Genomic DNA, 11,627 nt, shown 5'->3' with positions numbered 1-11,627 from the left:
TTTTTTTCCCAAACGACCGTTTCCACCCCCTTGGGGGTGCGCGCTCCTTGCGCCCCGGGCCCGGACTGGGGTGTGGGGGGGGGCGTTTCCCCCCCGCCCCACCACACGTGTCACGCCAGTGTACTGACCGACTGTCAGGCCCGTTGCAGCAAGGGCTGTTCCGCCGCGCCGAACAGTCGTCCGACGGGGCGTCAGGCCGCGTCGCCCGCCTTCAGGGCGATCTCGACGACCGCGCCGGTGCTCTTCTTCGACTGCCTCAAGCGGCCCTCGAGCCAGGAGGCGAAGGTGGTGAGGGCGAAGTTCACCGTGATGTAGAGCAGTGCGATCACCAAGAGGGTCGCGATGGTGTTGCTGTAGTTCGCCGAGATCTGCCGGTTCATCGACATCAGCTCGGCGAAGCCCAGCACCGCGCCGCCCAGCGCGGTGTCCTTCAGGATCACCACGAGCTGGCTGACCAGCGCCGGCAGCATCGCCGTGACGGCCTGCGGGATCAGCACGTGGACCATGGTCTGGCCCTTGCGCATGCCGATCGCCTTGGCCGCGTCGGTCTGACCCGAGGGCAGCGAGAGCACGCCCGCCCGGACGATCTCGGCGATGACGGCGGCGTTGTACAGGACCAGGCCCGTCACCACGGCGAACAGCGGCCGGGTCTCCGAGGGGACGTCGGTGAACTGCACGTACAGCTGGTAGCCGAACAGCATCAGCATCAGCACCGGGATGGCGCGGAAGAACTCCACGACGGCGCCGACCGGTATGCGCACCCAGGTGTGGTCGGACAGTCGGCCGATGCCGAGCAGGGCGCCCAGCGGGAGCGCGATCACCATGGCGATCGCGCCGGCCTTGAGGGTCTCCAGCAGGCCGGGGATCAGGAACGTCGTCCAGACCTCGCCGTCGGTGACGAACGGGCTCCACTTGTCGGCTTCGAGCTGCCCCTTCTCCGACATCAGGCCCAGCGCCCACCACAGGGCGAGCCCGATGAGCACGAGGAAGACGGCGGAGTAGATCCAGTTCCGGACCTTGGCCTTGGGGCCCGGGGTGTCGTACAGCACGGAGGTCATCGCTTCACCGCCACTCGTTTGGCCACCCAGCCCAGCAACAGGCCGGTGGGCAGGGTCAGCAGGACGAAGCCGAGGGCGAAGACCCCGAAGACCGCGAAGAGCGCGTCCGCCTCGTTCTCGACCATTTCCTTCATCAGCAGGGCCGCTTCGGCCACGCCGATGGCCGCCGCCACCGTGGTGTTCTTGGTGAGTGCGATCAGTACGTTGGCGAGCGGTGCGATGACCGCCCGGAAGGCCTGGGGGAGCACGATCAGGGTGAGCACCTGGAAGAAGCTCAGCCCCAGTGCGCGGGCCGCTTCGGCCTGGCCGACCGGCACCGTGTTGATGCCCGAGCGCAGCGCCTCGCAGACGAAGGTGCCGGTGTAGGCGGTCAGTGCGAGGACCGCGAGCCGGAAGCCGGTCTCCTTGAAGGTGCTGCCGCCCAGCGTGATGCCGAGCGTCTGGCTGAGGCCCAGCGAGGCCGCGATGATCAGCACGGTCAGCGGGGTGTTGCGGACCACGTTGACGTACGTGGTGCCGAAGCCCCGCAGCAGCGGGACCGGGCTGACCCGCATCCCCGCGAGGACGGTGCCCCAGATCAACGATCCGGCCGCCGAGTAGAGGGTGAGCTGAACCGTCACCCAGAAGGCTCCGAGCAGGTCGTACTGCCCGGAATCAAGAAAATCGAACACGATGCCCTGCGCTCTCCCCAGGATGGCCGGTGAGGGGCGCCGCCGCCCGTGACAGGCGGGCGGCGACGCCCCTCACCGATGAATCAGCTGCCTTCGGTGATCTGCGGGGCCGGCTCGCTCTTGTAGTTGGCCGGACCGAAGTTCTTCGTCACGGCCGCCTGCCAGGCGCCGTCCGCGACCATCTTCTTGAGGGCGGCGTTGACCTTGCCCTGGAGCTCGGTGTCGCCCTTCTTCAGGCCGATGCCGTAGTTCTCGTTGCTCAGGCTCAGCCCGACCAGCTTGAACTTGCCCTTGTTCTTGTCCTGCGCGGCGTAGCCGGCCAGGATCGAGTTGTCCGTGGTCAGGGCGTCAAGCTTCTTGTTCTCCAAGCCGGTCAGGCAGTCGGAGTAGCCGCCCTGCTCCAGCAGGTCGGCCTCCGGGGCCAGCTTGGTCTTGACGTTCTGCGCCGAGGTCGAGCCGGTGACCGAGCAGAGCTTCTTCTTGTTCAGGTCCTCGGCCTTGGTGATGGACGAGTCGTCGGCCCGGACCAGCAGGTCCTGGTGCGCGAGGAAGTACGGGCCGGCGAAGGACACCTTCTCCTTGCGCTTGTCGTTGATCGAGTAGCTCGCGACGACCAGCTTCACGTCACCGTTGGCGATGAGGTTCTCGCGCTCGGAGCTGATGGCCTGCTTGAACTCGATCTGGTCCGGCTGGTAGCCGAGCTCCTTGGCCACGTAGGTCGCCACGTCGACGTCGAAGCCCTGGAACTTGCCGTCGGGGGTCTTCAGGCCCACACCCGGCTGGTCGAACTTGATGCCGATGACGATCTTTTCCTTCTTGCCGCCACCGCTCGCACCGCCGTCGGCGGAGGCCTTGTCGCTGTCGCCACACGCGGTCGCGGTCAGGGCAAGGGTGACGGCGATGGCCGCGGCCGCACCGGCCTTGAAGAGCTTCATGGTGAACTTCCCTCGGATGAGACGTTGTTGAACGACGAGCGACGTGTGCGACGCACCGCCGGCCGGACGGGCCGGCCCCACGGGCCGACCTCGTGATCCGTCATCGGATCACTATCACCACGACGGTCAGTGGTGCAGGATCTTCGACAGGAAGTCCTTGGCGCGGTCACTGCGCGGATTGCTGAAGAACTGCTCGGGCGTGGCCTCTTCGACGATCTTTCCGTCGGCCATGAACACGACGCGGTTGGCCGCGGAGCGGGCGAAGCCCATCTCGTGCGTGACGACCACCATGGTCATGCCCTCGGCGGCGAGCTGCTGCATGACTTCCAGCACCTCGTTGATCATCTCCGGGTCGAGCGCCGAGGTCGGCTCGTCGAACAGCATCACCTTCGGGTCCATCGCCAGCGCACGGGCGATGGCCACGCGCTGCTGCTGGCCGCCGGAGAGCTGCGCCGGGTACTTGTCCGCCTGGGAGGCGACCCCGACCCGCTCCAGCAGCGACAGCGCCTTCGCGTGGGCGGCGGCCGAGTCCGTCTTGCGGACCTTGAGCTGGCCCAGCATCACGTTCTGCAGCACCGTCTTGTGCGCGAAGAGATTGAACGACTGGAAGACCATGCCGACGTCGGCGCGCAGCCGGGCCAGCTCCTTGCCCTCGGCGGGCAGCGGCTTTCCGTCGAGCGTGATGCTGCCCGAGTCGATGGTCTCCAGGCGGTTGATGGTCCGGCACAGCGTGGACTTGCCCGACCCCGAGGGGCCGATCACCACGACGACCTCACCGCGGGCAATGCTCAGATCGATGTCCTGAAGCACGTGCAGCGCGCCGAAGTGCTTGTTGACGTTGCTCAGTACGACCAGGCTGTCCGCGGCGCCGGCCGCGTCCTGCACGTCCTTGGTCACTGATACTCCGCTCATCGGCTTCTTGCTCCGTCCTCCTCGGTTGGGAGGACAGTAGTGACGCGGCCTGCACATCGTCATCACATCTGAGGGAATATTGAGCATAACGATCCGGCCTCGCCCGGATACGCTCCGTACGGATGGTGGATCTTCGGCCCCCTTGCCCGTACCGGGTGGGTAACGGAAGGCGCGCCGCGACGGAACCCGCTTGACGCGGGCCTCCCCATCGGCGTGGATGCTTGGTGGCCCCGGGACGGGGCAAGATCTTCACCTTCGGGAACAGGAAAGGAAAGGGGGACGCCATGAGACTGCTGCTCGTCGAGGACGACGACCACGTCGCCGCCGCCCTGTCCGCGATCCTGGCCCGCCACGGCTTCCAGGTGACCCACGCCCGCAGCGGCGAGGAGGCACTGCAGGCGCTGCTGCCCGCCGGCGCGGCGCCCCACGCCTCTCCCTACGGGGTGATCCTGCTCGACCTCGGACTGCCCGACCAGGACGGTTACGAGGTCTGCGGCAAGATCCGCAAGCGCACCGCCACGCCCGTCATCATGGTGACCGCCCGGGCCGACGTACGCTCCCGCATCCACGGCCTGAACATGGGCGCCGACGACTACGTGGTCAAGCCGTACGACACCGGCGAACTCCTCGCGCGCATCCACGCAGTCGCCCGGCGCACCGGAGCCTCCGAGGAAGCCGCCGCCACCGGGACCGGCGCGCCGTCCGTGGTCCGCCTCGGCCCCGTCAGCATCGAGCTGGCCACCCGCCGGGTCACCGTCGACGGCGCCGACGTGCCGCTCACCCGCAAGGAGTTCGACCTGCTGGCCCTGCTCGCGCAGCGCCCCGGCGTCGTCTTCCGCCGCGAACAGATCATCAGCGAGGTGTGGCGCACCAGCTGGGAGGGCACCGGCCGGACCCTGGAAGTCCACGTCGCCTCGCTGCGGTCCAAGCTGCGCATGCCCGCCCTCATCGAGACCGTCCGCGGGGTGGGCTACCGGCTCGTCGCCCCGGTCGCCCCCTAGCGGGGCCACGCCGTGCGCGCCCGGCTGCTCCCGCTGCTCGTCATCCTGATGGCGGGCACGCTGCTCGCGCTCGGCTTCCCGCTCGCCGTCAGCCTGGCCGCCGGACAGCAGCAGCGCGTGGTGGTCGACCGGATCGACGACAGCGCCCGCTTCGCCGCCCTCGCGCAGTTCGTCATCGACGCCGAGGGCTCCAACTCCACCGGCGCGGACGAGCGCCGCGAGACCCTCGGGCTCGAACTCGCCCGCTACCAGCAGCTGTACGGAATCCGCGTCGGGATCTTCCTGCGCGACGACAACGCCATGGTCCGCGCCCCCGGCTGGTGGGAGCTGCCCGAATCGGGAGAGGGCCGCCGCGCCTTCGAGGAAGCCCTCGCCGGACGGCGCAGCCACGACCCCGGCCAGGTCTGGCCCTGGCAGACCCACGGCAAACTCCTCGTCGCCTCCCCGGTCGTCCTGGACGGGGACGTCGTCGCCGTCGTCGCCACCGAATCGCCCACCGGGCAGATGCGCGCCCGGATCCTGCGGGGCTGGCTGCTCATCATCGGCGGGCTCGCCGGCGCGATGCTCGTCGCCTTCGGCGCCGCGCTGCGGCTCACCAGCTGGGTGCTCAAGCCCGTCCAGACCCTGGACGCGGCCGCCCACGGCATCGCGACCGGGCGGATGAACTCCCGGGTCGCGGCCGCGGGCGGGCCGCCGGAACTCCAGCGCCTGGCCCACTCGTTCAACGAGATGGCCGACAACGTCGAAGAGGTACTGGAGCAGCAGCGGGCGTTCGTGGCGGACGCCTCCCACCAGCTGCGCAACCCGCTCGCCGCGCTGCTCCTGCGGATCGAGCTCCTCGCCCTCGAACTGCCCGAGGGGAACGAGGAGATCGCCTCCGTGCGCACCGAGGGCAAGCGCCTGACCCGGGTCCTGGACGACCTGCTGGACCTGGCGCTGGCCGAGCACGCCTCCGCCGAGATCACCCTGACCGACATCGGGGGCCTGACGGCCGAGCGGGTCGCCGCCTGGCGCCCCTACGCGGAGGAGAAGGGCGTCCGGCTCACGGGCACGGGCCGGGCCGCCGTCACCGGCTGGGCCGATCCCATCGCGCTGTCCAGCGCGCTCGACGCCGTCATCGACAACGCCCTCAAGTTCACCCCTGAGGGCGAGGAGGTCGAGGTTTCGGTCTCCGTGGAAGGGCGCACCGTACGGGTCGTCGTCGCCGACCGGGGGCCCGGCCTCACCGAGGAGGAGCTCCTGCGGATCGGCGACCGCTTCTGGCGCAGCGGCCGCCACCAGAACGTGAAGGGCTCCGGACTCGGCCTCTCCATCTCCCGCGCGCTGCTCGCCGCCGGCGGCGGGTCGCTCTCCTACGAGGCGAACCCGCCGCACGGGCTGCGCGTGACGGTGACCGTGCCGCGGACGGACCCGCACGCGCCCTGACCGCCGGGGCCCAGCGGTTACGGGGCTTCGGTCCAGGTGAGCGTCGTACGGGCCGGGCCGGAGACGGCGTAGACCTCGTCCACCGCCCGCACCTCGAAGGCGGCCGCCCGCTCCCGGCCCGCGCGGGCGACCGCCGGGAGGAAGAGGGCCGTGCCGCAGGTGCCGGCCAGGAACCGGCGGGTGCCGTCGGGGAGGGCGCGCGCCACCTCATAGTGCCGGACCGGCCCGGCTGCCCGCTGCCAGGACAGCCGCACCGCCGCCTTGCCCGCCCGTTGGGCCGAGGCGTCCACGGTCAGCGTGCTCGGGGCGCCCGGCCGCCGCCGGGCGGACGCGTCGCGTACCGTCACCGCTCCGAGCCGCCAGCGCACCGGTTTCGTACCGCGCCCGGTGATCCGTACGGCAAGGCCGTGGGCGGTCTCGCCCGCCAGGGCCGACAGCGGGACCCGGGTCGTGCGCCAGCCCTGCCCGGCGCCGGGAGTCTCGGCCCTCAGCCAGGTGTACGGCACCGGCCCGCCCGCGGCGGCCGGCTCGCGGGTGGCCACGCCGACCTCGACCGCGACCGGACCCGACTCGGCCCAGTGGACCAGTTCCAGCACCGTGGAGCGGGTGAGCGGCAGCCGGGTGGAGTGCAGGGCGACGCTGGCCGGGGCGGTGAGGCGGCCCGAGACGAGCAGGCTGGAGCCGCCGCGCCAGGCGGCTGCGAAGTCGAGGGTCACCTCGGGGCGTTCGCCGGCGGTGTCCACGACCCAGCGCCGGCCCGGCAGCCGGTCCTGGAGGCCGAGGTGGTTCCACGGGGTGTCGCCGACGGACCTGCCCTGCTCGTACCAGCGCTCGCCGTGACCGGTGTTGAACGCGCAGGCGAACGGGAGCGCCGTCACGGTGGAGCGGTCGGCGACGGCCGTGGCGGGCGCGCGCCAGCCGGATTCGGGCGCCGGGCGGGCCGGGTCCAGGGACTCGCCCGTCCAGAACCGGTCGTCGGCCCGGTGGAAGGCGCCGGGGGAGCGGTCGGCGAGGTGGTTGCGGGTCCACTCGGGGCGGTAGAAGCCGTAGCTGACGACGTGGTCGCGATCGCCGCCCGTGTCGCGCGGAATGATCGCGTCCCAGTCGACGCGGGAGTTCCAGCCGTTGGACTCGGTGTCCACGGCCGCCCACAGCTCGTACCGGGAGCGGCCCAGCCGGTCCGCGAGGGCGCCCGAGGCGGCGAGCGTCTGCGGGGTCCAGCGGAAGTCCACGAACATCGTGTCCGCGACCGCGCCCCGGCGGTCCTCGAAGAACTCCTGGTTGAGCTCGTTGAGGGCGCCCTGCCAGCCCACCCGGCCGGTGGAGTTCATCGCGTCGTACCAGGTGATCCGCAGTCCGTGCGGCTCGCCCGCGGCGCGCAGGGCCCGTAGGAACTCCCGCATGCGGGCGGCGAGTTCGCTGTCGCCGCCCCCGGTCTCGGCGTTGACGAACCAGCCGTCGAAGCCGTACGCGCTCGCCACCCGGACCAGCTTCTCGGCGATCGGGAAGCGTCCGAGGGCGTCGCGCTGGACCAGGTCCCGGGTCCACTGGAGGTCGCCGCCGTAGGGCACGGGCGGCAGGAACACGTTGCCCAGCACCCGTACGCCGTTGCGGTGCGCGGCGTCGACCACGGGCGCGTTCGGGGCGAGCACGATGCCCTCGCCGGCGGAGCCGCCCCAGAACACCAGCTCGTCGATGTACGCCCAGTGGCCGAGGGCGTAGTAGTCGGCGGTCGGGGAGCCCTGCGCCGGGTTCCCGGCGGTCGGCCCGAACGAGACGAGCGAGGCGATCCGGGCCTGTCCGCCGCGGGCGGTCGCGTTCGGCGCCACCGGCGTGAACCGCTCGGCGAGCGGCACCGTCGCGGTGTTGTGGGCGAGGTCAGGATCGGACTCGGGGCTCCACTGCTTGAGCGAGCGCCAGGTGATCCCCGGGCCGGGGACGCCCTCGGGCAGCGAGTCCGGGAACCAGTAGGAGGCGTACGGGGCGAGGTCGGCCGGGGCCGCTCGCGGCGTGGGGGTGGCCGCCGAGGCCTGCGGCGTGAGCGCGGGCGCACCCAGCAGGGCGGCGGCCCCGGCGCCCGCGGCCAGCACGGTGCGCCGGGTCGGACGTATGGGCGTCGGCTGTGCGGAGGGGGACGTACGAGGGTCGACGCCGTTGTCGGTCTCGGACATGCGGGCTCCTGAGTCGGGAGGGGAGGGGGAGGGTGACCGGAAGGGGGAGGGCGACCGGAAGGGGGAGGGTGACCGGAAGGGTCAGATCACGTCGGGAACGTGCAGCACCTCGGTGATTCCGCGCGCGGACAGGTGCGCCGGGTCCTGCGCCAGCTCGGCCAGCACCACCGCCGGCCGTTCTCCGGCCGAGGTGAGCGCCGCCCACGCCTCGAAGAACGCCCCGCCCGGCGCGCACACCGAGCGCTTCGGAGCGGCCTCGGCCCCGCCCACGTCCACGGCCAGCGCGGTGGACCGTACGGCCGGGCGGTGCTCCCGGCCCCGCCACTGTTCGGCGATCCGGGCGATGGCCTTGCCGGCGGGCTTCGGCGCGCGGTCGTTGGTGAGCAGCCCGAGGCCGTACTCCAGCTCCGGGAAGTCCGCCAGCTCCCGGGACACGTCGTGCGAGCACCACCAGGTCACGCCCCACAGGTCCGGGCAGTCCAGCGCGTTCGCCACCGTGGCCTCGGTGAACCCGGCCGCCCGCTCCGGCCGGATCAGCGGCGCCGGCGCGCCCACCTCCTGGAGCCACACCGGGCGGTGCGCGTCGCGGGCCCAGGCCTTGGACAGCTCGACCAGGTACGCGGCGTGGTGCTCGGTCGCCGTCCCGGCCGGCCCGTGGCGCTGGGCGGTGCCGTTGAACACCCAGGAGTGCACGGCGGTGGCCGCGCCGAGCCGGGCCGCCTGGGCCGCGGTGAACGGGTGCCCGTCCTGGTACCAGGCGGCGTCGTACTCGGCGTGTACGTGGAACCTCCCGGGCGCGCCCGCCTCGCAGGCGGCGAGCATCCGCTCCAGCCAGCGGCTCGCCTGCTCCCGGGTGATGCGGTCGGGGTCGGGGTGCGGGTCGTCGGAGAACTGGTTGACCTCGTTGCCGACCGTCATGCCCAGGAAGTTGGGCCGGTCGGCGAGAGCGGCGGCCAGCGTGCGCAGGTACTCCTCCTGCCCGGCCAGGACGTCCGGGTCGCTGAAGATGTTGCGCCGGTGCCAGGTCCCGGTCCACGCGGGCAGGAAGTCGAAGCTCGACAAGTGCCCTTGCAGCCCGTCGACGTTGACGTCCAGCCCGCGTTCGGCGGCCGCGTCGGCGAGCGCGACGAGCTGCTCGACGGCGCGCGGCCGGATCAGCGTCCGGTTCGGCTGGAACACCGGCCACAGCGGGAACACCCGGACGTGGTCGAGGCCGAGCGCCGCGATCGAGTCGAGATCGGCCCTGACCTCGTCGAGGTCGAAGTCCAGCCAGTGGTGGAACCAGCCCCGGGTCGGGGTGTAATTCGCGCCGAAGCGGAGGGTTCGTGGGGCGTGGTGCATGAAAGGTCCTGGAGTTCAGGGGAATGCGCCGGATGCGCACAACCTGCCCCGCCGGATGAAGGAAGTCAACAGGGCAGCTAATGCGCTTCAGTCCCGTTGACAGAAGGGTTGTTACTGCTGAAGCTGATCTAACTAATACGGTTTAGCCCTGGTCGTCACACAAGGAAGTGTCCGGAAATGGACAGCGGTATTTCGGTCACGTCGGTCACCACTCCGGCCCTCTTCACCGGGCCGCTCGAATCGCCCTCGCAGGTGGTGCGGATCCACATCCGCGGAGGCAGCGTCCGGCCGGCCCGATGTACGTCTCGGTGTACGGCCCGGGCATCACTGCGGAGCACCCGCGGATCGTCCGCGCGGACCCCGCCGACCCCGCTGCCCCCGGGACGCCGTCCGACGCGACGGTCACGATCGCCGCGCACGACGGCGCGCACGGCGGCCCGGTGGCCCTGGAGGTCCGCGCCCCGCACGGCTGGCGGGCCTCCTGGACCCGGCGCCGCGCCGACCTCCCGCCCGGCGGGCACCTGCGCTTCCCCCTGACCGTCGAACCCGCCGCCGGCGCCGGGCCCGGCGAGCACCTGGTCCGGATCCTGGCCGCCACCCCGGCGGGGGAGTTCGAGGACGCGCTCACGGTCACCGTCCCCGGCGGCCGGCTCCCGGCCGGGCTGTGGGTGCAGGCACCGGACGCCGCCGTCACCGTGGCCCCCGGCGCGCGGGTCCGCGTACGGGCGCGCATCGGCAGCACCGGTATCCGCAGCCCGCTCACCGGCACCGCGTACCTGGCCTCCCCGTACGGAACCTGGCACCTGGCGGGCCCCGCCGCCCGGCCCGTGCACGTGGAGCCGGACCGGCCGGCCGAGCCGGAGTTCGAGATCCGCCCGCCCCTCACCGCCCCGCCCGGGGACCACTGGATGGTGGTCAAGGCGGTGTGTCAGGGCAGGATCGCGTACGGTCCGGCCATCGCAGTTCGCATCACCGGAGGTTGAGGCAGGCCATGGCCCGCAGACCCACCATCAAGGACATCGCCCGCCAGGCCGGGGTGTCGGAGAGCGCCGTCTCCTTCGCGCTCAACGGCCGCCCGGGCGTCTCCCAGGACACCCGCGCCCGGATCCGCCGGGTCGCCGAGGAGCTCGGCTGGCAGCCCAACAGCGCCGCCCGCGCCCTGTCCGGCGAACGGTCCGGCGCCGTCGGCCTGGTCCTCGCCAGACCCGCGCACACCCTCGGCGTCGAGTCCTTCTTCCTCCAGCTCGTCTCGGGCATCCAGGAGGTCCTCGCCGCCGAACGCATCGCCCTGCTCTTCCAGGTCGCCCCGGACCTCGACGCCGAATGCGCGGTCTACCGCCGCTGGTGGGCAGAACGGCGCGTGGACGGTGTCCTCGTCGTGGACCCGCGAACGGACGACCCGCGCCCGGCCCTCCTCGAACAACTGGGCCTGCCCGCAGTCACGGTGGGCCAGAGCGATCCGCCCTCCACGCTGACCTCGGTCTGGGCGGACGACGCCGGAGCCATGGCCCAGGTCCTGGACCACCTGTACGGGCTCGGCCACCGCCGCATCGCCCACGTCGCCGGACTGCCCGGCCTCGCCCACACCGCCCGGCGGATCGCCTCGCTGCGCACCGAGGCGCAGCGGCGCGGTCTCGGCCCGGACCGGGTCCGCTCGGTGCCCACCGACTACTCCGACGCCGAGGGCGCGGCGGCCACCCGGCGGATCCTCGCCGAACCGCGGCCGCCGACCGCGCTGGTCTACGACAACGACGTGATGGCGGTGGCCGGCATCGCCGTCGCCGCCGAGCTGGGCATCCCGGTGCCGGCGCGGCTGTCCATCGTGGCCTGGGACGACTCCGCGCTCTGCCGGGTCACCCACCCCCGGCTCACCGCCCTCGTCCGCGACACCGCGGGCTTCGGCCGCCTCGCCGCCGAGGAACTCCTCGCGGCCCTGGCGGGCGGCCCGCCGCGGTCCCGCGAGAGCGAGCGGCCCCGGCTGGAACCCCGGGAGAGTACGGCCCCGCCGCCCGCCGCATACTGAATCCGTACCCTTCCTGGAGCCGCCACCGTGACCACTCCCGCCCCCACCTCCGCCTTCCGCGCGCCCCGCGCCGCCGCCCAGGCCGCGGCC

The 11,627-nt window shown here is 72.2% G+C and carries 10 protein-coding genes; 4 read left to right on the top strand and 6 right to left on the bottom strand.

Annotation, left to right across the window (positions count from 1 at the left end):
• Nucleotides 1-191: 191 nt before the first annotated feature.
• From ACFWB8_RS07955 to ACFWB8_RS07940, 4 genes are all read right to left on the bottom strand, one after another.
• Nucleotides 192-1,058: an amino acid ABC transporter permease gene (locus tag ACFWB8_RS07955; protein ID WP_385223630.1), complete on the bottom strand. Its 867-nt coding sequence runs from the start codon at nt 1,056-1,058 to the stop codon at nt 192-194.
• Nucleotides 1,055-1,729 carry an amino acid ABC transporter permease gene (locus ACFWB8_RS07950; protein ID WP_385223629.1) on the bottom strand — a complete coding sequence of 225 codons (675 nt, stop codon included), beginning with the start codon at nt 1,727-1,729 and terminating at the stop codon, nt 1,055-1,057. Before ACFWB8_RS07950 ends, ACFWB8_RS07955 begins: the two co-directional genes overlap by 4 nt.
• Before the next feature lie 83 nt (nt 1,730-1,812).
• Nucleotides 1,813-2,664, bottom strand: coding sequence for a glutamate ABC transporter substrate-binding protein (locus tag ACFWB8_RS07945; protein WP_385223628.1), 852 nt, complete (start codon nt 2,662-2,664; stop codon nt 1,813-1,815).
• Nucleotides 2,665-2,790: 126 nt separating this feature from the next.
• Nucleotides 2,791-3,576, bottom strand: coding sequence for an amino acid ABC transporter ATP-binding protein (locus ACFWB8_RS07940; RefSeq protein WP_385223627.1), 786 nt, complete (start codon nt 3,574-3,576; stop codon nt 2,791-2,793).
• Between the two features lie 284 nt (nt 3,577-3,860).
• On the opposite strand from ACFWB8_RS07940, the gene ACFWB8_RS07935 reads away from it, so the two are divergent.
• Nucleotides 3,861-4,577: a response regulator transcription factor gene (locus ACFWB8_RS07935; protein WP_385223626.1), complete on the top strand. Its 717-nt coding sequence runs from the start codon at nt 3,861-3,863 to the stop codon at nt 4,575-4,577.
• A 12-nt stretch (nt 4,578-4,589) separates the two neighbouring features.
• Nucleotides 4,590-6,002 (top strand): ATP-binding protein, encoded by a 1,413-nt coding sequence (locus ACFWB8_RS07930; RefSeq protein WP_385223625.1) that lies wholly within the window; start codon nt 4,590-4,592, stop codon nt 6,000-6,002.
• Nucleotides 6,003-6,019: 17 nt separating this feature from the next.
• Here the strand turns inward: ACFWB8_RS07930 and ACFWB8_RS07925 are convergent, their stop codons facing one another.
• Nucleotides 6,020-8,173, bottom strand: coding sequence for an endo-beta-N-acetylglucosaminidase (locus ACFWB8_RS07925; RefSeq protein ID WP_385223624.1), 2,154 nt, complete (start codon nt 8,171-8,173; stop codon nt 6,020-6,022).
• Between the two features lie 81 nt (nt 8,174-8,254).
• Nucleotides 8,255-9,514, bottom strand: a complete 1,260-nt coding sequence (locus tag ACFWB8_RS07920) for a glycosyl hydrolase (protein WP_385223623.1) — start codon at nt 9,512-9,514, stop codon at nt 8,255-8,257.
• A 296-nt stretch (nt 9,515-9,810) separates the two neighbouring features.
• Between ACFWB8_RS07920 and ACFWB8_RS07915 the strand changes: the two genes are divergently transcribed.
• On the top strand, nt 9,811-10,497 hold the full coding sequence (locus ACFWB8_RS07915) for an NEW3 domain-containing protein (protein ID WP_385223622.1): 687 nt from the start codon (nt 9,811-9,813) through the stop codon (nt 10,495-10,497).
• Nucleotides 10,498-10,505: 8 nt separating this feature from the next.
• Nucleotides 10,506-11,537 (top strand): LacI family DNA-binding transcriptional regulator, encoded by a 1,032-nt coding sequence (locus ACFWB8_RS07910; RefSeq protein ID WP_385223621.1) that lies wholly within the window; start codon nt 10,506-10,508, stop codon nt 11,535-11,537.
• Nucleotides 11,538-11,627 lie beyond the last annotated feature (90 nt).

It is taken from the genome of Streptomyces sp. NPDC060031 (genome assembly GCF_042736805.1).
Classification (GTDB): domain Bacteria; phylum Actinomycetota; class Actinomycetes; order Streptomycetales; family Streptomycetaceae; genus Streptomyces.
Note: the sequence above shows the minus strand (reverse complement) of the source record. Positions and strands in the feature narration are given on the sequence as shown.